Consider the following 22,321-nt stretch of genomic DNA (forward strand, 5'->3'; position numbering starts at 1 on the left):
AAGTACGTCCAGTACGAGGACTTCCGGCCGGCACACCGAGAGCACGCACCGGACGCCGCTCCTTGACGGGCGAACGTTGCCTGCCGCGGCACTAGGAGGTGGCCTGCTGGTCTGGAGTCCTTCCCTCCATGGCCAAGAGTTCCTCATTGGGGATCGCGCCGCCGAAACGACGGTCCCGGGAGGCGAACTCCAGGCAGGCCCGCCACAGGTCGCGGCGGTCGAAATCCGGCCACAGCACGTCCTGGAAGACCATCTCCGCGTACGCGCTCTGCCACAGCAGGTAGTTGGAGGTGCGCTGCTCGCCGCTCGGCCGCAGGAACAGGTCGACGTCCGGCATGTCCGGGTAGTACAGGTACTTGGCGAGGGTCTTCTCATCGACCTTGGCGGGGTCCAGCCGGCCGGCCTTCACATCCTGCGCGAGCGCCTGCGCGGCGTCCGCGATCTCCGCCCGCCCGCCGTAGTTCATGCAGAAGTAGAGGGTGAGCCGGTCGTTGTCCTTCGTCTGCTCCTGGGCGACCTGGAGCTCCTTGGCGACCGACTTCCACAGCTTGGGCATCCGGCCCACCCAGCGCACCCGGATGCCGAGCGAGTCGAGCTGGTCGCGGGACTTGCGGATGAAGTCCCGGTTGAAGTTCATCAGGAAGCGGACCTCGTCGGGCGAGCGCTTCCAGTTCTCGGTGGAGAAGGCGTACAGCGAGATGTTCCGCACGCCCATCTCGACACCGCCCTGGAGCACGTCGAGCACCTGCTCGGCGCCGACCTTGTGCCCCTCGGTGCGCGGCAGCCCGCGCTGCTTGGCCCAGCGGCCGTTGCCGTCCATGACGATCGCCACATGCTCGGGGATGAGCTCCCCGGGGAGCTTCGGCGGGCGCGCGCCGGAGGGGTGCGGCTCCGGCGCCGTGTACTCCCGCCGCTGCCGCCCCAGGAACCCGCGTACGACCATGGTGTCTCTGTCTCCCCTGCTTGCTGCTTGCTGCTTGCTGCTTGCTGTTCGCTGTTCGGTGCTCGCTGCTTCTACTTTTCCACGTACCGCAGTGAGCGCAGTCCGCGCTCCAGGTGCCAGTGCAGATAGGCGGACACCAGCCCGCTGCCCTCCCGGACGTACCGCGGCTCGCACGCGTCGGCCGTCTCCCAGTCTCCCGTGAGCAGCGCGCCCAGCAGGACCAGCGTCTGCGGCGAGGGTACGACGCTGCCGGCCACCCGGCAGTCGACGCAGACGGAGCCGCCGGCGGCGACGGAGAAGAACCGGTTGGGTCCCGGCATTCCGCACTTGGCGCAGTCGCCGAAGCTGGGGGCGTAGCCGTTGACGGCGAGCGACCGCAGCAGGAACGCGTCGAGGACGAGGTGGGGGGCGTGCTCGCCGCGGGCCAGGGTCCGCAGGGCCCCCACCAGCAGCAGGTACTGCTGGACGGCCGGTTCGCCCTCGTGGTCGGTGAACCGCTCGGCGGTCTCCAGCATGGCCGTCCCGGCGGTGTAGCGGGCGTAGTCGGTCACGATCCCGCCGCCGTACGGGGCGATGATCTCGCTCTGCGTGCACAGCGGCAGCCCGCGTCCGACCAGCTCGCTGCTGCCCCGCGCGAAGAACTGCACGTCGACGTGCGAGAAGGGTTCGAGACGCGCCCCGAACTTGGACTTCGTCCGCCGCACCCCCCGCGCCACGGCCCGCACCCGCCCGTGCCCGCGCGTCAGCAGCGTGATGATGCGGTCGGCTTCGCCGAGCTTCTGGGTCCGCAGGACGATGCCGTCGTCCCGAAAGAGACTCATCGCACACCGCCAGCGAACCGCCGGGGGCGGAACAGGCTCATGCCCCCCATTCTCGCCTACCCGGACGGGAACGTGTGCCCACCTCTACGACAGGTCCTAGGATCCCCGGGTGGTGAAGCGGGCGCTGGGGCGCGACTTCGGGTGGTTGTGGGCGGCGTACGCCGTGAGTGCCATGGGCACCTGGCTCGCGTTCAACGCGTTCCCGATGATCGCCGTGCTGGAGCTGCACGCCGGGCCGTCCGAGGTGGCGGCGCTGGCGGCCGTGGGCCCGGCGGTGGGGGCGCTGCTGGCGGTGCCGCTCGGACCGTGGGTGGAGTTCCGCCGCAAACGTCCGGTGATGATCACGGCGGACCTCGTGCGCTGCGCGGCGATGCTGAGCGTCCCGGCCGCCTACGCGCTCGGCGCGCTCGGGCTGGGGCAGCTGCTGCTGGTCTCGATGATCGTCGCGGCGGCCGACATCTCGTTCACGGCGGCGAGCGGCGCCCTCCTGAAGAGCCTGCTCCCACGGGAAGACCTCCTGGTGGCGAACGGCCGCTTCGAGTCCACGACCTGGACGGCGACGATGCTGGGCCCGGCCCTCGGCGGAGCCTCGATCGCCCTGCTGGGCCCGGTGGCGATGATCACGGCGGACGCGGCGAGCTACCTGTTGTCGGCACTGGGGCTACGGGCGATACGAGCCCGGGAACCGAATCCGGATCCGGCGAAGACGGTTGCGGACGGCCGCGGGCCGCGGCTCACCGCCGGGGATCTGGTGGTCGGCTGGCGGCATCTGCTCTCCCATCGTGCGCTCCGGCCGCTCTTCCTCAACACGGCTCTCGTGAACGGGCTGATCATGGCCGGGGCGCCGCTGTTGGCCGTGCTGATGCTCGGGCCGTTGCACCTCGCGCCATGGCAGTTCACGCTCGCGTTCGCCGTGCCCTGCACCGGCGGGCTGATCGGCTCGCGGCTGGCCCCTCCCCTGGTCGCCCGCTACGGACGACGCCGCGTGTTGCTGACGTCCGGGACGCTGCGCGTCTGCTGGCCGCTCGGGCTGGCCTTCGTGGGGCCGGGCGCGGGCGGCATGGTCCTGGTGATGGTCGTGGAGTTCGGCCTGATCACCTGCATCGGCGTCTACAACCCCGTCCTCGCCACGACCCGCCTGGAGCTGACGCCGACGGACCGGGTGGCCCGTACGCTGTCGGCGTGGTCGGTCGGCACCAAGGCGACGACGGCCGTGCTGACGGCCCTGTGGGGTGTCCTGGCCTCCTTCACCAGCGCGCGCATCGCCCTCGCCGCGGCGGGAGTGGCCCTCCTGGCGACACCGCTGCTGCTCGCAACCGGACGGCAGGCCGAGGCGTCCGTGACGGGTGAGACACCGGTTCCCGAAGGACGGAGAGAACGATCTTAGGATCGCCCACCACCCACACCGCCCCCACCACCCGCCGCGCGCTCCTCACGGCGGGCGCGGCCACCGCGGCCGCCCTGCTGACCACCGCCCCGGCCCGCGCGACGACCGCGGCCGCCGACCCCGTCACCGCCCGGCTGCGCGACCTCGAAGCCGGTCACGGCGCCCGGCTGGGGGTGTTCGCGCACAACGTCCGCACCCGCCGCTCGGTCAGGTACCGCGCCGACGAGCTCTTCCCGGTCTGCTCGCTGTTCAAGCCCCTCGCGGTGGCAGCCGTCCTGCGGGACCTGGACGTGGACGGCGAGGTCCTGGCCCGCCGGATCCACTACACCGCCGACGAGGTGGTGGCGAACTCCCCGGTCACCGCACTCCATGTGGCCGACGGCATGACCGTCGCCGAGTTGTGCGCCGCCGCGATCCAGGTCAGCGACAACACGGCCGGCAACCTGCTCCTGCGCGAGCTGGGCGGCCCGACCGCGGTCACCCGCTTCGCCCGCTCGGTCGGCGACCGCGTGACCCGTCTCGACCGCTGGGAGCCCGACCTCAACTCGGCCGAGCCGGACCGGATCACGGACACCACGAGCCCGTACGCGATCGGCCGCTCCTACGCCCGGCTGGTCCTCGGGAACGCCCTGAGCGCCCCGGACCGCACCCGGCTGACCGACTGGATGCTCGGCACGGTCACCAGCGTCAACCGCTTCCGCAAGGGCCTGCCCCCGACCTGGACCCTCGCCGACAAGACCGGCGGCGGCTGGTACGGCGCCGACAACGACGCCGGCATCGCCTGGACGCCGGACGGCACCCCGATCGTCCTCTGCGTCCAACTCACCAAGCCGGACCGAGAAGCCGCCTACGACCACGACCTGATCGTGGAAACGGCGGCGCTGCTGGCGAACACGCTGGGCTGAGAGCGCGCTTCGCCCAGGCTGTTCGTGGCAGGCGCCCGGCACAAGGGCGGTCTGGGCGTCGTTCTAACTTCGGCCCTCCGTGTCGTCGGCAGGGCCGAACCGCCGCACGTACCTCCGCTGCCAAGGCGTCTCCACCGCCCGGCGGTCGTAGCCCCGGCGGACGAACTCCACCGCCTCCTGCGGGGGGACGCCGTCCAGGATCGCCAGGCAGGCCAGGGCTGTGCCGGTGCGGCCTCGGCCGCCGTTGCAGGCGATCTCGACTCTTGCGTCGGCCGCCCTGCGCCACGCCTCGAGCAGGGTCGCGCGGGCGTTCCGGTGGTCGGCGGGGAGGCGGAAGTCGGGCCAGTGGATCCAGCGGGACTCCCAGGGGGCCCGCTCGGGGCGCGCGCCGAGGAGATAGACGCCGTACGCGGGCGCGGGGGCCGTCGGGTCGAGTGGGTGGCGCAGTCCGCGTCCTCGGATCAGCCGTCCGGACGGCAGTGCCAGCACTCCGGGTTGTCCCGGCTGCCAGGCCCACGCGTCGGTCTCCGTGTTCTCGTCCAACGTTTCGTCCATTCCCTCATTCGAACGTGGTCGCGGGCGTCGGGCAACCGATTCGGGGTGACCGGTGGTCTGGAGGGCGAGGAGGGGTGCTTGATGCAGGCCGAACAAGAGGAGCGGTTCCAGGAGTTCGTCAGAGCCCGGTGGTCCCGGCTCGTGCGAACCGCCTATCTGCTCACGGGGGACGTCCACCACGCGGAGGATCTGACGCAGACCGCGCTGGCCAAGGCCTACCGGTCGTGGCGGCGGATCTCGCGCAGCGACAACCCGGAGGCGTACGTCCGGCGGATGCTGGTCAGTTGCAACAGCGACCGGTTCCGCAAGCGGCGGGTCAGCGAGGCGCTGACCGCCGCGCCGCCCGAGCGGGCGGGCCGTGACGAGAGCGCCGGGCGGGTGGAGGAACGCGGCTCCCTGCTGGCCGGACTGGCCCAACTGCCGCCGAGGCAACGGGCGGTGGTGGTGCTCCGGTATTGGGAGGACCTGTCCGAGGCGGAGGTGGCCGAGGTGCTCGGCTGCTCGCCCGGCACGGTCAAGAGCCAGGCCTCGAAGGGGCTGGCGAAGTTGCGTACGTATCCAGGGCTGGCCGCCGGTCGCACCGGTGAACGGGTTCAGCCTCAACGTCAGGGGCAGGGAGGCCTTCGGTGAACGGGGCAGAAAATCAAAGGGACTTGGGGTTCGAGCAACGGATGCGGGAGTTGCTCGCCGAGGACGCGTACGCCGTGCAGCCCTCGTCGGCGCCGTATCCGGCCATCCGGCGGCGCGGACTGGCCGAGCGGCGGCGGCGCGTCGCGGTGACCGGAGCCGCGCTGGCGGCGCTGGCCGCGGTGCCGGTGGGGGCGTATGCCGTGGCCGGGGGGAGCGGGGGGCGGGGCGCCGACACGGCGGCTCCGAAGCCGTCGGTCAGCGCCCCGCCCAGTCCGGCCGCGTCCCCGACGACGTCGTCCGGGACACCGTCGTCCGGCGGACCCGCGCGGCCCGCCACGGACGGACAGCTGCTCGACGGGATCACGTTCGCGCAGGCCGCGGACGGGCTGGCGGAGTGTCTGACCGCCGAGGGCGGGCCTGCCCTGTCCGCCGGGGATCTGGGCGAACCCGAGGACTACCGGATCGTCCTGGCGATGAAGAAGACCGGCGACTCCAACGCGCCCGGCGACGGCATGTACGTCGTCGCCGTGAAGGAACAGCCCGCGGGCTTCCGGGTGGTCTGCTCCCTCACGGACGGCGTGTCCTCCGGCATCAGCACCAGCTCGAGCGAAGCCGGCGGGCCGGACGCGGGCCCGGTCGTCCCCGACATCAACGGCGGCGACCTGTACCAGCAGTCGATCATGGACAAGGGGAACTGGAAGCTGCCGTTCCGCTGGGGGGTCATCGGCACGGTCGAACCGTCGGTGGCCGAGGTGACCGTCTCCTACGGCGAGACCAGCGCGACGGCGACCCTGGACCACGGCTGGTTCGTCGCCGTCGGCACATTGAACCGGCAGGTCACGCTCGCCCCGCACATCAAGGGCTTCGACGCGGCCGGCAAGCTCGTCTACGACTCCGACACGGACAGCTCCTACGAGCGAACGCTGCCCTGAGGATCTGTCCTTCCCGGGGTCACCAGTCCCGACTCGTAGGCCACGATGACCAGTTGGGCCCGGTCGCGCGCACCCAGCTTGCCCATGATCCGGCTGACGTGGGTCTTCGCGGTGAGCGGGCTGAGGCCCAGCGCCTCGGCGATCTCGGTGTTGGTCAGGCCCCGCGCGACCAGGGCGAGCACCTCGCGCTCCCGTTCGGAGAGCCCTTCCGGACCGCCTACGGGGGGCGGCCCGGAGGGGCTGCGCAGGAAACGGGCGATCAGCCGGGCCGTCGGTCCGGGCGACAGCAGCGCCTCGCCGGCGGCGACCGTGCGGATGGCGTCCAGGAGCTCGGCGGGCCTGGTGTCCTTCACCAGAAAGCCGGAGGCGCCCGCGCGCAACGCCTCGACGATGTGCTCGTCGGTGTCGTAGGTGGTCAGGACGAGGACGCGGACCCCGGCCAGCTCCTCGTCGGCGGCGATCAGCCGGGTCGCCTCGATGCCGTCGAGGTCGGGCATGCGGATGTCCATCACGATCAGGTCCGGGCGGGTGTCACGGGCCAGGGCGACCGCCTCCCGGCCGGTGCCGGCCTGTCCGACCACCGCCGTGTCCGGCGCCGACTCCACGAGCATCGCGAACGCGGCCCGGACCAGCCTCTGATCGTCGGCGAGCAGCACCCGGATCGGACCCGGAGCGCCCGACGGGTCGTTCCGTGGGACGCTCATCGGACGGCCTCCGTCGGCAGTACGGCACGCACCTCGTAGCCCTCCCCCTCGTCGTCCCTCGGCCCGGCCTCCAGTGTGCCGCCCACGCTGCGCGCCCGTTCGCGCATCCCGACGAGCCCGAACCCGGGCGGGCCCGCCCCGTCGCCCGCCCCGTCGTCGGTCACCGTCACCCGCAGGGCGCCCCGCTCCTCGCGCACCCGCACGCCGACGGCGAGATCCTCCCGTCCGCCGTGCCGCACCGCGTTCGTCAGCGCCTCCTGCACGATCCGGTAGGCGGCCGCGCCCACCGCGGGCGGCACCTCCCCGGCCCCCACCGAGAGCTCGACCTTCGCGCCCGCCGCCCGGGCCGTCTCGGCGAGGTCCGGCAGACCGTGCAGGCCGGGCAGCGGTCCGCGCGCCTCGGGGGCGTCGTTCTCACGCAGCACCTCCAGCGTCGTCCGGAGTTCGCCGCGCGCGTTGCGGCAGGTGTCGGCGATGTCGTCCAGGGCCCCGGCGACGGCGGCGCGGTCGAGCCGGTCGGGGTCCGCGGCCAGGACATGGGCGGCGACGGAGGTCTGCACACCGATCAGGGTGATGGTGTGGGCGAGCAGATCATGCAGGTCACGGGCGATGCGCAGCCGCTCCTCGGCGACCCGGCGGCGGGCCTCCTCCTCGCGGGTGCGTTCGGCGCGCTCGGCGCGTTCGACGATGGCGGCGAGGTACTGCCGGTAGTAGCGGGCGCTCATCCCGCAGAAGAGGACGGCGACGACCCAGCCGGAGATCCGCAGCACCTCCAGCACCCCGTCGGGGTTGGTGAGGCCGTTGATGATCAGCGTCAGGCTCAGGACGGTGGCGCCGGTGAGCAGTGTGCGGCGGGCCGTGCCGCTCGCCGCGAGCGTGTAGAGCGCCACCATGGTCGCGGGGACGGGCGCGGTGTGGTCGTTGTCGAGGACGTGGTAAGGGACGACGCAGGCCACCACCGCGAGCAGCACCGGCAGCGGGCGGTGGCGGCGCCGGGCGAGGGGCACGTGCGCGGTGAGGAGCAGCGTCCAGCCGAGCGCGTCGGGCCGCGGCCCGTCGCCGCCGACGAGAGCGAGGGCGGCGGCGAGGGCGGCCGTCGCCGCGGCCAGCAGCGCGTCGTTGCGGGTGCGGTGCGGGGCGGTGCGGGGGTCGCGGTGGACCGCCGCCATGATCCGCTCGCCCCGGCGGTGCCGCGCCGTTGTCGTGGTTGCCTGCACGGGACCATCCTGCGGCACACGGGCGCCCCTCCGGGAGGGAGGGGCACCCGTGTGCTCACGCCAACTGCCGCTCACGGTCGGCCGGTTCGGGTTCCGGCGCCCGCGACAGCGGTCCCGGCCACCACACCCGCCGGCCCAGTGCCACGCTCGCGCTGGTCACCAGGTAGGTCCGGACGAGGAACGTGTCCAGCAGGACGCCCACCGCGATCACGAAGCCCAGCTCGACGAGTTGCACGAGCCCCATGTTCGTCAGCACGGCGAAGGTCGCGGCGAGGACGAGGCCGGCCGAGGCGATCACCCCGCCGGTCGTGCGCAGCGCGCTGAGCGCGGCGGCCGCGGGTTCGGCGCCGCGCATCGACTCCTCCCGCATCCGGTGCATCAGGAAGATGCCGTAGTCGACGCCGAGGGCGACCAGGAACACGAAGGACAGCAGCCCGAGCCCGGGATCCGTGCCCTCGAAGCCGAACACCGGCCCGAACACCAGCCCGCCGAGGCCGAGCGCCGCGCCCCACACCGCGACCACGGCGGCGACGAGCATCAGCGGCGCGACCAGCGAGCGCAGCAGCACGATCAGGATCAGCAGCACGGAGACGAGGACGATCGGCACGACGACGAGCCGGTCGCGGGCGTTCGCGTCCACCAGGTCGATCTGCTGGGCGCTGGGCCCGCCGACGTAGGAGCCGGTCAGCCGGTCCCGGAGGTTCTCGATGGTCGCCGTCTCGGCCGCCGACTGCGGCGGTGCGGCGGCCGTCACCGCGATCTCCGTCCAGCCCCCGCCGGTGCGGCCCGCGCGGGCGTCGGCGACGCCGTCCGTGTCCCGGATCGCGGCGAGCGTGGCGTCGGCCCGGCCGGCCGGGGTCATGACCTCGATGGCCTGGGCGGACTGTTCCGGGAAGGCCGCGGCGAGGGTCCGCATCGCGGAGACCGACTCGGGCCGGTCGACGAAGGAGTCCTGCTGTTTGACCGCGCCGGGCAGATTCAGCACGCCCAGCGCGAGCGCGCCGAGCAGGACGGCGCCGGCCGCCAGGACGGTCCGCGGGCGCCGGCCGGCGGACGTGCCCATCGCGGAGAACAGCGACCGGCGGGCCTTGGGCGTGGAGCCGTAGGCGGGCACCAGCGGCCAGAACACCCGGCGGCCCAGCAGGACCAGGAGCGCGGGCAGCAGCGTCAGCATCGCGAGCAGCGCGCACAGCACGCCCACGGTGCCGAGGGGGCCCATCCCCCGGTTGGAGTTCAGGTCGGCGGCGAGCAGGCACAGCAGTCCGGCGGCCACGGTCCCGGAGGAGGCGAGCACGGCGGGTCCGCAGCCGCGCAGCGCGGCCGCCATCGCCTCGTACGGCCGCTCCACGCGCCGCAACTCCTCCCGGTAACGGGAGACGAGCAGCAGGGCGTAGTCCGTGCCGGCGCCGAAGACGAGGATGGTCATGATGCCCGAGCTCTGCCCCGACACGGCCGTTCCGAAGGCCTGGTTGAGGCCGTAGGCGACGCCCATGGACAGGAAGTCGGCGATCCCGGCCACGACGAGCGGCACGAGCCACAGCACCGGGCTGCGGTAGATGACGATCAGCAGCAGCGCGACGACCCCGACGGTGGTGTAGAGCAGCGGCCCGCCGAGCGACTCGTACACCTTGCTCGCGTCGGTGGCCAGCGCCCCGGCCCCGCCGACCTCGACCGTCAACCCGCCCTCGCTGTGGGCGACTTGACGGACGTCGTCGACGAAGGCGTCCCGCTTGGTCTCGTCGGTGCCCGGCTCGTTGGTGGCGACCGGGTACATGAGCGTGGCGCCGTCGGCGGACGGGACGCCCTCGGGGGTCCCGGTCAGCGCGTGGTCCCCGGCGATGCGGGCGACCTGCCCGCGGGCCGTCGTGCGGTCGGCGGCGGTGAGACCGCCGTCGCGGTGGTAGACGAGCACGAGCTCGGTGCTCTCGCCGCCCGGCAGCTGCTCCTGGAGCTTCGCGACCCGGGTCGAGTCGGCGCTCGCCGGCAGGTAGTCGGTGACCCGGTCGTGCTGCACGTCGGCGAGCTTGGCGGCGAACGGCGAGGCGAGCGCGAGCACGCCCACCCACAACGCGAGCATCAACCAGGGCACCGCCCTGCGGACGCTCTTCCCTTTCCCGGCACTCGTCTTCCCGGCCCTCATCACATCTCCGGCCCCCATGAGACGGGCCCTCCCTTCGGCACGGCTGTCTGGATACACGTCCCAGACTCCCGGCGCGGGAGGCGCCGTTCGTCGCGCGCAAGGGCGAGTTCGGGGGTACTGCCGGGGGTGGCCGGGCGGCCGCGTTACTCCCCGGGGAGTATCCGAGGAGCGACCGAGAGCGGCCGAGGCGTGTCAGGACGGCGTGCGAGCCGCGGCCAGGAGCCGGGTCACGTCGTCCGCGCAGATGGTGAGGGCCGCGCCCACCGTCGCGAGGGCCTCTCGCTCGGACGGGGTGTACGGGCCGTCCGCCAGGGCGATGCGGGCGCCCTGGAGCAGGATCGATTCTCGTCCTACCGGAGCGAGGTGCGGGGCGAGCGGGTCGAGGGCCTCGTGGAGCTCTATGGCGAGGCCGGCGCCGTAGCTGCGGCCGGTGTCGGTGGCGAGGGCCTCGACGAGGGCGGCGAGCTGTTCCTCCGTGCAGTCGGCGAAGCCGGCCGCGCGCACCGCGCCCGCCGCCGCCTCCAGGGCCGCCCGGGCGCAGGCGCCGCCCGCGGACAGGACCGCGAGGGCGACGGTGTGGACGGCGTCGCGGAGCATCGCCGAGAAGCGCACGGTGGTGGGGTGGTCCAGGACGTCGGTGCCGAAGTGGCGACGGCAGGCCGCGCACTCGACGACCGGGCCGGTCTCGCCGCGCGGCACGACCGGCACACCGAAAACGGTGAAGCGGCGCTGCCCGGTCAGCCGCTGGTAGTTGCGGTCGCCGCCGCAGCCCGGGCAGAAGAACTCGCCGTCGCCCATGGGCGTCCATGCGGTGCGGGTGCCCAGGATGCGCGCACGCCTGGTGACACGGCCGTCTCGTCCCCGTCCTGGCAGCACGTCGCACCTCCGCGTAATGCCGCGGCAACATCGCCGCGTCTGCGTGATGTTAGCCACAGGTAAGACGTGCAGTCAGCACCCTGGAGGAGACCTTTCCGTGACCTCCACGGAAGCGTGGCTGATAAACGACGGGGCCCTGACCGCCGTATACAGCGGTCAAGGCCCCTAAACCACCGGTCAGGGCGGTCAGCGGGTCGCGCGGTTGACGGCGGAGACGACCGCCTTCAGCGACGCACGCGTCGTGTTCGCGTCGATGCCGATGCCCCACAGGACCTTGTCGCCGATCGCGCACTCGATGTACGAGGCGGCCTGCGCGGAGGCGCCCTCGCTCATCGTGTGCTCCTGGTAGTCCAGCAGGCGTACGTCGATGCCGACGGACTCCAGGGCGTCGAAGAAGGCCGAGATCGGACCGTTGCCGGTACCGGTCAGGACCGTGTCCGCGCCGTCGACCGTGGCCTCGACGGTCAGGGTGTCGACGCCGTCGGTGTCGGTCGTGGACTGGCCGGTGCGGACCTGGATGCGGCCCCACGGGTTCTCGGGGTTCGGCAGGTACTCGTCCTGGAAGACGGCCCAGATGGCGCTGCCGGTGACCTCGCCGCCCTCGGCGTCGGTCTTGGCCTGGATCAGCTTCGAGAACTCGATCTGCATCCGGCGCGGCAGGTCCAGCTTGTGGTCGTTCTTCAGGACGTACGCGATCCCGCCCTTGCCGGACTGCGAGTTGACCCGGATCACGGCCTCGTAGGAGCGGCCGACGTCCTTCGGGTCGATCGGCAGATAGGGGACCGCCCACTCGATGTCGTCGACCGTGACGCCCTTGGCGGCCGCGTCGGCCTCCATCGCGTCGAAGCCCTTCTTGATGGCGTCCTGGTGGGAGCCGGAGAAGGACGTGTAGACCAGGTCGCCCACGTACGGGTGGCGCGGGTGGACCTCCATCTGGTTGCAGTACTCCCACGTACGACGGATCTCGTCGATGTCGGAGAAGTCGATCTGCGGGTCGACGCCCTGCGAGAACAGGTTCATGCCCAGGGTGACCAGGTCGACGTTGCCGGTGCGCTCGCCCTGGCCGAACAGACAGCCCTCGACGCGGTCGGCGCCGGCCATCAGCGCCAGCTCGGCCGCCGCGACGGCCGTGCCGCGGTCGTTGTGCGGGTGGACGGAGATCACGACGTGCTCGCGGCGCGAGATGTTGCGGCTCATCCACTCGAAGCGGTCGGCGTGGGTGGAGGGCGTGGAGCGCTCGACGGTGGCCGGCAGGTTCAGGATGATCTCGCGGCCCGGACCGGGCTGGTAGACGTCCATCACCGCCTCGCAGACCTCCAGGGCGAAGTCCAGCTCGGTGTCGGTGAAGATCTCGGGGCTGTACTGGTAGCCGAACTCCGTCTCGGGGCCCAGCAGCTTCTCCGCGTACTCCATCACCAGGCGGGTGCCGTCGACGGCGATCTGCTTGATGTCGTCCCTGGAGCCGCGGAAGACGACCCGGCGGAAGACGGGGGCCGTGGCGTTGTACAGGTGGACGGTCGCCCGCTTGGCGCCCTTCAGGGACTCCACGGTCCGCTCGATCAGGTCCTCACGGGCCTGGGTCAGCACGGAGATCGTGACGTCGTCCGGGATCGCGCCCTCTTCCTCGATGATCGAGCGCACGAAGTCGAAGTCGGTCTGGCCGGAGGCCGGGAAGCCGACCTCGATCTCCTTGTAGCCCATCTTGACCAGCTGGTCGAACATCCGGCGCTTGCGCTCGGGCGACATGGGGTCGATCAGGGCCTGGTTGCCGTCGCGCAGGTCGGTGGAGAGCCAGCGGGGGGCGGCGGTGATCCGGTTGTTCGGCCACGTGCGGTCGGCGATGTCGACCTGCTCGTACTGTCCGTACTTGTGGATCGGCATGTGGCTGGGCTGCTGGCGGTTCGCCATGATGCGGTGGCTCCTCAGAATGACCGGAAGTGTCCGGACGGAAGGACGGCCGACACGCAACACCAAGCTCCGCGGGGAGGGAGTCGGCCTCGACTACAGGCCCTCGCCGCGGCAGCTAAGGAGAAGCAGCCCGAAATGCATAGTGCTCCGCACTGTAGCCGAGCCCCCTGTGCCGCGCGGGTCCGTATCAGTATGCGGGACCACTGGAACCAATGGTGCGAAACGTGCGCCATACCACTCAAAGCCATGGATCGGCCATGTTTGTCACCGTTTTTCACCGATCATGGTTGCCGATGGTGACACCGGCATCACGCAGTGCAAAGGTGCCGGGCATGACGACTCACGGGGGCTTCGAGCCCGTCTTCTGCACCGTCGTACCGCCGCACATCCTCGACCGGCTGGCGCGTAGCGACGACCCCGCTCTCGCCGGCCCCGCCCAGCGCACCCTGCTGCGCGACGGCGAGCTGCGCACGCTGCGCCAGGTGACCACGGAGTACCGCCTGGCGGCCGTCCCGACCGCGAAGGCGCCGTCGGACCAGCCGCTGCGCACGATCTACGACGCCGAGCACGGCACCTCGCTTCCCGGCACGAAGGTCCGCGGCGAGGGCCAGGACCCCGGCCGGGACGCCACCGTCAACCGCGCCTACTCCGGCCTCGGCGCCACCTTCGACCTGTTCCTCAAGGCCTACCAGCGCCACTCGATCGACGGCGACGGCCTGCCCCTCGACGCCACCGTGCACTACGACGAGGGCTACAACAACGCCTTCTGGAACGGCGAGCAGATGGTGTTCGGCGACGGCGACGGCGAGATCTTCGTCGACTTCACCAACTCCATCGACGTCATCGGGCACGAGCTCGCCCACGGCGTCACGCAGTACACGGCGAACCTGACCTACAACGGCCAGCCCGGCGCGCTCAACGAGTCGATGTCCGACGTCTTCGGCTCGCTCATCAAGCAGTACTCCCTCGGCCAGACCGCCGCCGAGGCCGACTGGCTGATCGGCGCGGAGCTGCTCGCCCCGGACGTCACCGGCACCGCCCTGCGCTCCATGAAGGCCCCGGGCACCGCCTACGACGACGACGTCCTCGGCAAGGACCCGCAGCCCGCCACGATGGACGGCTACGTCCGCACCGGCCGCGACAACGGCGGCGTCCACATCAACTCGGGCATCCCCAACCACGCGTTCTACCTGGCCGCCACCGCCCTCGGCGGCTACGCCTGGGAGAAGGCCGGGCAGGTCTGGTACGACGTCCTGACCGGGGGCGAGCTCGGCGAGCGGGCCTTCTTCACCGACTTCGCGGGGCTCACGGTGAAGGCCGCGCGCGAGCGCTTCGGCGACGGCGGGGAGGAACTCCAGGCCGTGGCGAAGGCGTGGGAGCAGGTGGGGGTGCGGATTCTCTGAGTCCGCGGCGCGTTCTCCAAGTGCGTAGCGCATTCTCCGAGTCCGTAATAGACAGGGACCCATGCGTATTCAGGTAGCACGCACGGGCGGATTCGCGGGCATCGAGCGCAGCGCCGGGGTGGACACCTCGGGGCGGCCCGATGCCCGCGCGTTCGAGTCGCTGGCGGAACGGGTCCTCGCCGCCGGCCACCGGTCCCGTCCGGCCGGCGTCCCGGACGGGTTCTCGTACGAGATCACGATCGACGGGAAGACGGTGTACGCGGCCGACCCCCGGCTCACCGAGGAACAGCGCGAACTGATCTCGCGGGTGCTGAAGGAAGGTGCGTGACCAGGCCCGTAACCGGCATTTCCCGTGGGGGCGTTGACTTCCTTACCGATCGGTAAGGATGATCCCGCCCATGGCGAACGATCCGCGCGACGCGGCGCACCCGATCCCCCAGTTCCCGGCCGATTTCCTGTGGGGTGTGTCCACCTCCGCCCACCAGATCGAAGGCGCGGCCGACGAGCGCGAGCCGTCCGTCTGGGACACGTTCACGGCCGAGCCGGGACATGTGAAGGACGGCTCGACGGCGGCGGTGGCCTGCGACCACTACCACCGCTACCCCGAGGACGTGGCCCTGCTCAAGGGGCTCGGCGTGGACGCCTACCGCTTCTCGATCTCCTGGCCCCGGGTGAACTCCCCCGGCGGCCTCGACTTCTACGACCGTCTCGTCGACGAACTGCACGGCGCCGGCGTCCGCCCGGTCCCCACCCTCTTCCACTGGGACCTGCCGGCCGAACTCGACTGGCTGGAGCGGGACACCGCCGCCCGGTTCGCCGAGTACGCGTCGACGGTCGTCGGCCGCCTCGGCGACCGGGTGAACAAGTGGATCACCGTCAACGAACCTGCCGAGCACACCCTGCTGGGCCACGCCCTCGGCACCCACGCCCCCGGCAAGCAGCTCCTGTTCGACGCGCTCCCGGCCGCCCACCACCAGCTGCTGGGGCACGGCCTCGCCGTCCAGGCCCTGCGCGCCGCCGGGGCCACGGACATCGGCATCGCCAACTCGCACGGCCCGACCTGGCCGGCCTCCCGGGAACCCGCCGACCTGGAGGCGGCCGCGTTCTACGACCTCCTGCTGAACAGACTGTTCGCCGAGCCCGTCCTGCTCGGCGAATACCCGGACGGGCTCGGCGAGTTGATGCCGGGCGATGTGAGCGCCGACCTGAAGACGATCTCCGAGCCGCTCGACTGGTACGGCGTCAACTACTACGCCCCGACGAAGGTGGGCGCCCCGCAGGGCGCCGAGATCGAGTTCGGCGGGATCACCATCCCGGCCGAACTCCCCTTCTCCGTCCAGCAGATCGAGGGCGTCCCGGTGACGGACTTCGGCTGGCCGGTGGTCCCCGAGGGCCTGACCGAACTGCTCACGACCTTCAAGGACCGCTACGGCGACCGCCTCCCGCCGGTCGTCATCACGGAGAACGGCTGCTCCTACGAGGGCGTCGACGACCAGCAGCGCATCGCCTACCTGGACGGCCACCTCCGCGCCCTGCACCGGGCGGTCGAGGCGGGCGTCGACGTGCGCGGCTACTTCGTGTGGTCGCTGCTGGACAACTTCGAGTGGGCGGAGGGGTACGCGCGCCGCTTCGGCCTCGTCCACGTCGACTACGAGACGCTCCGGCGCACCCCGAAGGCGTCGTACGCCTGGCTGCGGGACGTCCTCCAGGCCCAGGCCCGGCGCTGACGACGGCCGACCCGGGCTACAGCGCCCCCGCGTCCCGGGCCGACCAGACGGACGGGTGGATCGGCCGGAAGCCCAGGTCCCGGCGGATCCGCTCGGTGGACATGACCCCGAACCACGGGTCGGGGTCGGTCCGGGTGTGCGACGTCCGCGAGGACCGGCCGGAGCACGCCCGCGCGACCGTCGCCAACCTCCGCGCGGTGGCCGCGGCCCGCCCCGACGACCCCGAACCGACCGCCCTGGTCGCCGAACTACGCGCCGGGAGCGAGGAGTTCGCCCGCCTCTGGGACGAGCACGAGGTCGCCCTGCGGCACCGGGCGACGAAACGCTTCCAGCACCCCGTGGTGGGCCTGCTGGAACTGGACTGCGAGGTCCTGCTCAACCACGAGCACCACCAGCTCCTGGTCATCCACCCGGCCCGCCCGGGCACTCAGGCGCATGAGCGGCTCCAGCTGCTGCGGGTGGTGGGCCTACAGGATCTCGCGCCGCACGGTGGGTGAGGCGAGTCCTCACCCGCCGGAGGGGTCGAAACGCAGGTGGCGCCGTTCGGCCAGCTCCTCGGCGCTGAGCACGGTCAGCAGCGGGGTGCCGGGCGGCGCGAACATGGTCACCACAATCTGCGACTGCGCGTCCGGGAGGTTGTTGCCGCCCTGATAGTGGACGACGTCGCCGCCGGGCTCGAACACGGCGTCACCGGCCTTGAGCACCCGGGGCGGCTGCCCTTCCAGCTCGAAGAGGACCTCGCCCTCGGTCACGTAACCGAAGAGCGGCCCGGGGTGCCGGTGCGGCGGCGCGCCCGGGTCACCGGGCGCCAGGGTGATCTTGACGCTCCGCGCCTCGGCGTCAGCCGGAATGCGTGCGGCCGCCCCCGGCATGGTCGTGATGACCTCGATGCCCGGGGGCAGGTGCGTGTGCTCGGCACTCATGTCGTTCCTCCAGCGGTGAAGACTGTCCGAAGTAACGACAGGAGCACCCTGTTGTTTGTGACGCCGTTGCCGGTGACGCCGCGCTCAGAAGCCCAGCTTGCGCAGCTGCTTCGGGTCGCGCTGCCAGTCCTTGGCGACCTTCACGTGCAGGTCCAGGAAGACGGGCGTGCCGAGCAGCGCCTCGATCTGCTTGCGGGACTTGATGCCGACGTCCTTGAGGCGCTTGCCCTTCGGGCCGATGATGATGCCCTTCTGGCTGGTGCGTTCGATGTAGATGTTCGCGTGGATGTCGAGCAGCGGCCGGTCCGCCGGACGGTCCTCGCGCGGGAGCATCTCCTCGACGACCACCGCGATGGAGTGCGGAAGCTCGTCCCGGACGCCCTCCAGCGCCGCCTCGCGGATCAGCTCGGCGACCATGACCTGCTCGGGCTCGTCCGTCAGGTCGCCCTCGGGGTAGAGCGGCGGGCTCTCCGGCAGCATCGGGATCAGCAGGTCGGCGAGCAGTTCGACCTGCTGGTCGCCGACGGCCGAGACCGGCACGATCTCCGCCCACTCGAACCCCAGCTCCTTGCCGAGCTGGTCGAGCGCGATGAGCTGCTCGGCGAGCGTCTTGGAGTCCACGAGGTCGGTCTTGGTCACGACCGCGACCTTCGGGGTCCGCTTGATCCCGGCCAGCTCCTTGGCGATGAACCGGTCGCCGGGGCCCAGCTTCTCGTTGGCCGGCAGACAGAAGCCGATGACGTCGACCTCGGCCCAGGTGGCGCGCACGACGTCGTTCAGCCGCTCGCCGAGCAGTGTGCGCGGCTTGTGCAGCCCCGGGGTGTCGACCAGGATCAGCTGCGCCTCCGGGCGGTGCACGATGCCCCGCACGGTGTGCCGCGTGGTCTGCGGACGGTTGGAGGTGATCGCCACCTTCTTCCCGACCAGAGCGTTCGTGAGGGTGGACTTGCCCGCGTTGGGGCGGCCCACGAAGCAGGCGAAGCCGGCGCGGTGAGGGGCCTCGGCCGGCTGCTCGGATGACTGGTTACGAACGCTCATGCCGCCCATTCTCCCTGATCCACCAAGCCCCGCCGCACACACGAGCGGCAACACCCCCGGCGGTGAGCTCCCGGAAACCTCCACGCAACGAAACGTCACGGAAACACACCTGTACGCGACCCGAAACCGGAACCGGTGACCCTCTGACGAGCCCCCCGCATCGTTGGAGACCCCGTGACTCTGGCCGCCGCCCAAGCGAACACCGGCGACACCGCCTGGCTGCTCGCCGCCACCGCCCTCGTCCTGCTGATGACCCCGGGCCTGGCCCTCTTCTACGGCGGCATGGTCCGCACGAAGAGCGTCCTCAACATGCTCATGATGAGCTTCGTGTCGATCGCACTGGTCACGGTGGTGTGGCTGGCCGCCGGGTACTCCCTCGCCTTCGGCGACGACGCCTTCGGCGGTCTCATCGGCGGCCTGAAGCACGCCGGCATGGCCGGCATCGGCCCGGACAGCGTCCAGGGCACGGTCCCCACCCTGCTCTTCGCCACCTTCCAGCTCACCTTCGCGATCATCACGGCCGCGCTGATCAGCGGCGCGATCGCGGACCGGGCGAAATTCGGGGCGTGGCTGGTCTTCGTACCCCTCTGGGCGCTGCTCGTATACGTTCCCGTCGCCCACTGGGTCTGGGGCCCGGGCGGCTGGATCCTGGACAGCCTGGGCGCGCTGGACTTCGCCGGCGGACTGCCGGTCGAGATCACCTCCGGCGCCTCCGGGCTGGCGTTGTGCCTGGTCCTGGGCCCGCGGCTGGGCTTCAAGAAGGATGCGATGCGGCCGCACAACCTGCCCATGGTCATGCTGGGCGCGGGTCTGCTCTGGTTCGGCTGGTTCGGCTTCAACGCGGGCTCGGCCCTCGGCGCGAACGGCCTCGCGGCCGCCGCCTTCCTCAACACCCTCGCCGCCGGCTGCACCGGCCTGCTGGGCTGGCTCTTCGTCGAGCAGAAGCGCGACGGCCACCCGACGACGCTGGGCGCGGCCTCCGGCGCGGTCGCGGGCCTGGTGGCCATCACCCCGTCCTGCGGTTCGGTCTCGCTCCTCGGCGCGCTGGTCGTCGGCCTCGCCGCCGGCGTCGTCTGCTCCTACGCCGTGAGCTGGAAGTTCAAGCTGAACTACGACGACTCCCTGGACGTGGTCGGCGTCCACCTGGTCGGCGGCGTCATCGGCACGCTCCTCATCGGCGTCTTCGCGGTGGACACCATGACCGGCGGCGCGGAGGGCCTCCTCTACGGCGGCGGACTCGCCCAGCTCGGCAAGCAGCTCGTCGCCGTGATCGTCGTCGCCGCGTACGCCTTCGTCGTCACGTACGGCATCGGCAAGCTGCTCGACAAGGCGATCGGCTTCCGGGCGGAAGAGGACCACGAGCACACCGGCCTGGACCTTACGGTGCACGCCGAGACGGCATACGATCACGGCGTCCTGGGCCACGGCGCCCCGGTCAGCGCGTCCGTCCTTCCCTCCGCTCAGAAGGTCAAGCCCCAGGCATGAAGCTCATCACCGCGATCGTCAAGCCCTACCGCCTCGACGAGGTCAAGACGGCCCTCCAGGAGCTCGGCGTGCACGGCCTGACCGTGACCGAGGCCAGCGGCTACGGCCGGCAGCGCGGCCACACCGAGGTGTACCGCGGCGCCGAGTACCAGGTCGACCTCGTGCCCAAGGTCCGCATCGAGGTCGTCGTCCAGGACGCCGACTCCGAGGCCGTGATCGAGGCGATCGTCAAGGCCGCGCAGACGGGGAAGATCGGCGACGGAAAGGTATGGGCACTGCCGGTCGAGACGGTGGTACGGGTCCGGACGGGCGAACGCGGCCCCGACGCGCTCTGACGAACAGCGCCCCCGCCAGGGCGCCGGCCAGGAACACCACCGTCACCACCAGCCACGGCACTGCCACGAAGGAGGCCGTCGCCGACTCGCTCGTGTCCTTGGCGGTGGCCGTCAGCTTCACGTCCGTCCAGTCGAGCTGAGGGGCGCCCTGCCAGCGTTCGGTGAGGTGGACGCGTTGGCCCGGCAGCAGCTGGGACGGGAGCTTGGCGAGGTCCCGGGTCAGGAGGGTGCGGCCGAAGAGGCCCTGCGCCTTCAGTTCCACCTTCGGTTCGAGGGTGACGTTGCCGGTGTTGTGCAGGGTGTAGGAGATCGTCGCCGTGCTGTCGCCCAGGCCGGGGACCAGTGGCTGGTGGTGGCTGACGCGGACGTCCTCGACGGCGAGCGCCGGGAGCGTGGGACCGCCGACCGAGAGGTAGACCCGGGCGGCGACCGCCCGTTGCACCCCGAGCGCGACACTGCCGCCGCCGTCGGCGACGCGTTCGTCGAGGGCGACGATCGCCCCCGGATGGTCGCCGGGCTCGGCCCCCTCGGGCACCCGGACGGTGAACGGCACGGTGACCGTCTTGCCGGCGGGCACGGTGACCCGTTCCTTCGGCAGCACGGCCCACGCGCCCACGCCGAGCATCCGCTCACCCAGCGACCTCACGGCGAACCCGCCGTCGCGCTCGGTGTTGTAGGCGTCGGCCGCGTACAGCCGGAAGGTGAGAGGCTCGGCCGTCTTGTTGGCGACGACGACCTTGTCCTCGATGGTCTGCCCCGGATCGGCGGAGACATAGAAGTAGGGCCGCGCGGCGACGGCCGAGGAGATCGGGTAGACGGACCAGCTGCCGTTGTCGGCGGCGCGGGCGGACGGCGCGGCGAACAACAGACACAGCAGAAGCGGCAGGAGGCGCGGGAGAACGCGCGGCTGGAGGAGGACATACGGCTTGCGCATGGGTGCGGACCCCCCACGTACGGGCTGCGGCGGCTGGGTGGACGGGCGGGTGCGGACCTGTGGGGCGGGCGCCCGGCCACCGGTGGACGTGGTGCTTGCGCTCGGCTGAGTGTGGGGGGTCAGCTGAGCGTGAGGGTGAGAATCCCGGAGTACGTGCCCGCGGGCGTGAACGCCGGTACGTCGAGGGAGAGTCCGGCGCTCGCGGTGAACTCACCGCCGGCGACCGTCGCGTCCGGGGTGGACGCCAGGGTCGCGCCCGCACTGCCCACGACTCCGGGCGACCCGGCCTGGCAGGTGCTCGGGCTCCCCGCCTTGGTGGTGCAGGCGGGCGTCCAGCTCAGCTTGTCGGCGGTGATCTTGCCGCCGGATGCGCTGAAGTCGGTGACCTTGCCGGTCAGGGACCAGCCCGCGGGTCCACCACGGAAGTCCTTGACCGTCACCGGGTTGAGCGCACCGGTCGAGGCCTGACCCGAGCCGACGTCCACGGTGGACATCGTCACGGCGTCCCCGGCCTGGGACATCGACAGGATGCCCGCCCGGACCGCGGTGGTCAGCTTCTGGCTGCCCTCGGGTATCGGCTGGTCGTTGATGACCACGTAGGCGACCGGACCGGCGCCGACGGCCGAGTTCCAGGCACTGCCCTCGTACGCCACCACACCGGTCGTGGTGAGGTCGCTGACGACGAGCGAGCTCGAGATGTTCCCCTGCCCGTTCGCGACCACGCTCGCCGTGTCCGCGGTCTGGGTCGCCCCGGAGCGCCCGGCCAACGTGACCGTCGCACCCGGCGTGAAGCCGCTGCCGGTGACGGCGACGGCCGCGCCCGGCGCCCCGGACGCCGAACCCAGTGAGATGGCACGGGTGTTGGCCGGCGGGTTGGCGGCCGCGGTGATCGTCTCCGACACCGGGGCCGGCGGGTTGATCACGGTGCAGGGGGTGTCCAGCTCGAGGATGTAGCTGGTGTGGATGTTGTAGTCGCCGGGCGAGAGGGTGATCGCGCCGGGCGAGGTGACCGTGAACGTGCCGTTCATGGAGAACGACGGGAAGGCGCCCAGGCCGGGCACCGGGGGGTTGCTCCTCAGTCCCGCGACGGTGACGTTGCCGGTCTGCGCGCCGCCGAGGGTGACCAGGCCCGTCGGCGTCATGATGTCGGCCGGCAGGTCGAGCGCGGTGGGATTGTTCGCGGCGGGCGTGACCACCGTGTAGGTCACGGCGACGGTGTCGCCGACCTCGGGGCTGGTGTTGTCCACCGTGATCCTCGCGGTGGTGGTGCCGTCGATCGGCGGGAGGCCCGCGAACGGCGGCGGGACACAGTGCGTGGGGAAGTCCACGTTGACAGCGGCGCCGGCCGGACCCGCCAGCGCCCCGCCTGCGGTGACCGCGAGCGCGGTGGCCCCGAGCAGCGATGCCCAGCGCCGTCTTCGGGACCTTCGGGGTGAACCCATGTTTTGCCCCCTCCTC

21 protein-coding genes and 2 pseudogenes are annotated in these 22,321 nt (G+C 71.7%); 10 read left to right on the forward strand and 13 right to left on the reverse strand.

Annotated elements, in window-relative coordinates; translation table 11 throughout:
* Positions 1-91 precede the first annotated feature (91 nt).
* The gene (locus tag AB0J04_RS13130; protein WP_363168461.1) at positions 92-943 is read right to left on the reverse strand and encodes an isoprenyl transferase; all 852 of its coding nucleotides are present in this window, start codon (positions 941-943) and stop codon (positions 92-94) included.
* A gap of 71 nt (positions 944-1,014) precedes the next feature.
* Entirely contained in the window at positions 1,015-1,764 is a 750-nt protein-coding gene (gene recO, locus AB0J04_RS13135) for a DNA repair protein RecO (RefSeq protein ID WP_363168462.1), read from the reverse strand.
* Between the two features lie 112 nt (positions 1,765-1,876).
* Between recO and AB0J04_RS13140 the strand changes: the two genes are divergently transcribed.
* Both AB0J04_RS13140 and bla read left to right on the forward strand, forming a co-directional pair.
* Positions 1,877-3,151 carry an MFS transporter gene (locus AB0J04_RS13140; protein WP_363168537.1) on the forward strand — a complete coding sequence of 425 codons (1,275 nt, stop codon included), beginning with the start codon at positions 1,877-1,879 and terminating at the stop codon, positions 3,149-3,151.
* 74 nt (positions 3,152-3,225) lie between these two features.
* Positions 3,226-4,056 carry a class A beta-lactamase gene (gene bla / locus AB0J04_RS13145; RefSeq protein ID WP_363168538.1) on the forward strand — a complete coding sequence of 277 codons (831 nt, stop codon included), beginning with the start codon at positions 3,226-3,228 and terminating at the stop codon, positions 4,054-4,056.
* Between the two features lie 63 nt (positions 4,057-4,119).
* On the opposite strand, the gene AB0J04_RS13150 is transcribed toward bla, so the two are convergent.
* On the reverse strand, positions 4,120-4,611 hold the full coding sequence (locus tag AB0J04_RS13150; protein ID WP_363168463.1) for a protein-tyrosine phosphatase family protein: 492 nt from the start codon (positions 4,609-4,611) through the stop codon (positions 4,120-4,122).
* 81 nt (positions 4,612-4,692) lie between these two features.
* Here AB0J04_RS13150 and AB0J04_RS13155 point away from each other — a divergent pair, with 81 nt between their 5' ends.
* The gene (locus AB0J04_RS13155; protein WP_363168464.1) at positions 4,693-5,241 is read left to right on the forward strand and encodes a SigE family RNA polymerase sigma factor; all 549 of its coding nucleotides are present in this window, start codon (positions 4,693-4,695) and stop codon (positions 5,239-5,241) included.
* Between the two features lie 23 nt (positions 5,242-5,264).
* Positions 5,265-6,173 (forward strand): hypothetical protein, encoded by a 909-nt coding sequence (locus tag AB0J04_RS13160; RefSeq protein WP_363168465.1) that lies wholly within the window; start codon positions 5,265-5,267, stop codon positions 6,171-6,173.
* On the opposite strand, the gene AB0J04_RS13165 is transcribed toward AB0J04_RS13160, so the two are convergent.
* The 5 genes from AB0J04_RS13165 to leuA all read right to left on the reverse strand — a co-directional run bounded on the left by AB0J04_RS13165 (position 6,152) and on the right by leuA (position 13,018).
* Positions 6,152-6,877, reverse strand: coding sequence for a response regulator transcription factor (locus AB0J04_RS13165; RefSeq protein ID WP_363168466.1), 726 nt, complete (start codon positions 6,875-6,877; stop codon positions 6,152-6,154). The two genes, AB0J04_RS13160 and AB0J04_RS13165, sit on opposite strands and share 22 nt — an antisense overlap.
* Positions 6,874-8,094 (reverse strand): histidine kinase, encoded by a 1,221-nt coding sequence (locus AB0J04_RS13170; protein ID WP_363168467.1) that lies wholly within the window; start codon positions 8,092-8,094, stop codon positions 6,874-6,876. Before AB0J04_RS13170 ends, AB0J04_RS13165 begins: the two co-directional genes overlap by 4 nt.
* A gap of 55 nt (positions 8,095-8,149) precedes the next feature.
* Positions 8,150-10,234, reverse strand: a complete 2,085-nt coding sequence (locus AB0J04_RS13175; protein ID WP_363168539.1) for an MMPL family transporter — start codon at positions 10,232-10,234, stop codon at positions 8,150-8,152.
* Positions 10,235-10,426: 192 nt separating this feature from the next.
* Positions 10,427-11,110 carry a TerB family tellurite resistance protein gene (locus AB0J04_RS13180; RefSeq protein WP_363168468.1) on the reverse strand — a complete coding sequence of 228 codons (684 nt, stop codon included), beginning with the start codon at positions 11,108-11,110 and terminating at the stop codon, positions 10,427-10,429.
* Positions 11,111-11,296: 186 nt separating this feature from the next.
* Complete coding sequence (gene leuA / locus AB0J04_RS13185) at positions 11,297-13,018, reverse strand: 2-isopropylmalate synthase (protein WP_363168469.1); 1,722 nt, start codon at positions 13,016-13,018, stop codon at positions 11,297-11,299.
* A 332-nt stretch (positions 13,019-13,350) separates the two neighbouring features.
* Between leuA and AB0J04_RS13190 the strand changes: the two genes are divergently transcribed.
* The 3 genes from AB0J04_RS13190 to AB0J04_RS13200 all read left to right on the forward strand — a co-directional run bounded on the left by AB0J04_RS13190 (position 13,351) and on the right by AB0J04_RS13200 (position 16,148).
* Positions 13,351-14,421 (forward strand): M4 family metallopeptidase, encoded by a 1,071-nt coding sequence (locus AB0J04_RS13190; protein WP_363168470.1) that lies wholly within the window; start codon positions 13,351-13,353, stop codon positions 14,419-14,421.
* Positions 14,422-14,482: 61 nt separating this feature from the next.
* The gene (locus AB0J04_RS13195; protein WP_363168471.1) at positions 14,483-14,749 is read left to right on the forward strand and encodes a protealysin inhibitor emfourin; all 267 of its coding nucleotides are present in this window, start codon (positions 14,483-14,485) and stop codon (positions 14,747-14,749) included.
* Positions 14,750-14,819: 70 nt separating this feature from the next.
* Positions 14,820-16,148, forward strand: coding sequence for a GH1 family beta-glucosidase (locus AB0J04_RS13200; protein ID WP_363168472.1), 1,329 nt, complete (start codon positions 14,820-14,822; stop codon positions 16,146-16,148).
* 16 nt (positions 16,149-16,164) lie between these two features.
* Here the strand turns inward: AB0J04_RS13200 and AB0J04_RS13205 are convergent.
* Positions 16,165-16,278, reverse strand: a pseudogene (locus AB0J04_RS13205) (NAD(P)-dependent oxidoreductase); the annotation flags it as partial.
* A gap of 19 nt (positions 16,279-16,297) precedes the next feature.
* On the opposite strand from AB0J04_RS13205, the pseudogene AB0J04_RS13210 reads away from it, so the two are divergent.
* Positions 16,298-16,645, forward strand: a pseudogene (locus AB0J04_RS13210) (transcriptional regulator); the annotation flags it as partial.
* Positions 16,646-16,654: 9 nt separating this feature from the next.
* Here AB0J04_RS13210 and AB0J04_RS13215 read toward each other — a convergent pair.
* Together AB0J04_RS13215 and era are read right to left on the reverse strand one after the other, a co-directional pair.
* Entirely contained in the window at positions 16,655-17,071 is a 417-nt protein-coding gene (locus tag AB0J04_RS13215; RefSeq protein WP_363168473.1) for a cupin domain-containing protein, read from the reverse strand.
* A gap of 84 nt (positions 17,072-17,155) precedes the next feature.
* Positions 17,156-18,109, reverse strand: coding sequence for a GTPase Era (gene era, locus AB0J04_RS13220; RefSeq protein ID WP_351917721.1), 954 nt, complete (start codon positions 18,107-18,109; stop codon positions 17,156-17,158).
* Between the two features lie 174 nt (positions 18,110-18,283).
* Between era and AB0J04_RS13225 the strand changes: the two genes are divergently transcribed.
* Entirely contained in the window at positions 18,284-19,594 is a 1,311-nt protein-coding gene (locus AB0J04_RS13225; RefSeq protein ID WP_363168474.1) for an ammonium transporter, read from the forward strand.
* Complete coding sequence (locus AB0J04_RS13230; protein WP_363168475.1) at positions 19,591-19,929, forward strand: P-II family nitrogen regulator; 339 nt, start codon at positions 19,591-19,593, stop codon at positions 19,927-19,929. Before AB0J04_RS13225 ends, AB0J04_RS13230 begins: the two co-directional genes overlap by 4 nt.
* Here the strand turns inward: AB0J04_RS13230 and AB0J04_RS13235 are convergent.
* The gene (locus AB0J04_RS13235) at positions 19,823-20,863 is read right to left on the reverse strand and encodes a DUF916 domain-containing protein (RefSeq protein WP_363168476.1); all 1,041 of its coding nucleotides are present in this window, start codon (positions 20,861-20,863) and stop codon (positions 19,823-19,825) included. The two genes, AB0J04_RS13230 and AB0J04_RS13235, sit on opposite strands and share 107 nt — an antisense overlap.
* Positions 20,864-20,982: 119 nt before the next feature.
* Positions 20,983-22,305, reverse strand: coding sequence for a beta-xylosidase (locus tag AB0J04_RS13240; protein WP_363168477.1), 1,323 nt, complete (start codon positions 22,303-22,305; stop codon positions 20,983-20,985).
* Positions 22,306-22,321 lie beyond the last annotated feature (16 nt).

The organism is Streptomyces sp. NPDC050263, from assembly GCF_040655955.1.
In the GTDB taxonomy this organism is placed as follows: domain Bacteria; phylum Actinomycetota; class Actinomycetes; order Streptomycetales; family Streptomycetaceae; genus Streptomyces.

What these genes read in the sequence shown, in the direction of transcription:
- recO (WP_363168462.1), bottom strand. Translation starts at nt 1,764, where the DNA reads ATGAGTCTCTTTCGGGACGACGGCATCGTCCTGCGGACCCAGAAGCTC.
- AB0J04_RS13240 (WP_363168477.1), bottom strand. Translation starts at nt 22,305, where the DNA reads ATGGGTTCACCCCGAAGGTCCCGAAGACGGCGCTGGGCATCGCTGCTC.
- AB0J04_RS13165 (WP_363168466.1), bottom strand. Translation starts at nt 6,877, where the DNA reads ATGAGCGTCCCACGGAACGACCCGTCGGGCGCTCCGGGTCCGATCCGG.
- AB0J04_RS13235 (WP_363168476.1), bottom strand. Translation starts at nt 20,863, where the DNA reads ATGCGCAAGCCGTATGTCCTCCTCCAGCCGCGCGTTCTCCCGCGCCTC.
- leuA (WP_363168469.1), bottom strand. Translation starts at nt 13,018, where the DNA reads ATGGCGAACCGCCAGCAGCCCAGCCACATGCCGATCCACAAGTACGGA.
- era (WP_351917721.1), bottom strand. Translation starts at nt 18,109, where the DNA reads ATGAGCGTTCGTAACCAGTCATCCGAGCAGCCGGCCGAGGCCCCTCAC.
- AB0J04_RS13200 (WP_363168472.1), top strand. Translation starts at nt 14,820, where the DNA reads ATGGCGAACGATCCGCGCGACGCGGCGCACCCGATCCCCCAGTTCCCG.
- AB0J04_RS13230 (WP_363168475.1), top strand. Translation starts at nt 19,591, where the DNA reads ATGAAGCTCATCACCGCGATCGTCAAGCCCTACCGCCTCGACGAGGTC.
- AB0J04_RS13175 (WP_363168539.1), bottom strand. Translation starts at nt 10,234, where the DNA reads ATGAGGGCCGGGAAGACGAGTGCCGGGAAAGGGAAGAGCGTCCGCAGG.
- AB0J04_RS13150 (WP_363168463.1), bottom strand. Translation starts at nt 4,611, where the DNA reads ATGGACGAAACGTTGGACGAGAACACGGAGACCGACGCGTGGGCCTGG.
- AB0J04_RS13195 (WP_363168471.1), top strand. Translation starts at nt 14,483, where the DNA reads ATGCGTATTCAGGTAGCACGCACGGGCGGATTCGCGGGCATCGAGCGC.
- AB0J04_RS13190 (WP_363168470.1), top strand. Translation starts at nt 13,351, where the DNA reads ATGACGACTCACGGGGGCTTCGAGCCCGTCTTCTGCACCGTCGTACCG.
- AB0J04_RS13215 (WP_363168473.1), bottom strand. Translation starts at nt 17,071, where the DNA reads ATGAGTGCCGAGCACACGCACCTGCCCCCGGGCATCGAGGTCATCACG.
- AB0J04_RS13130 (WP_363168461.1), bottom strand. Translation starts at nt 943, where the DNA reads ATGGTCGTACGCGGGTTCCTGGGGCGGCAGCGGCGGGAGTACACGGCG.
- AB0J04_RS13155 (WP_363168464.1), top strand. Translation starts at nt 4,693, where the DNA reads ATGCAGGCCGAACAAGAGGAGCGGTTCCAGGAGTTCGTCAGAGCCCGG.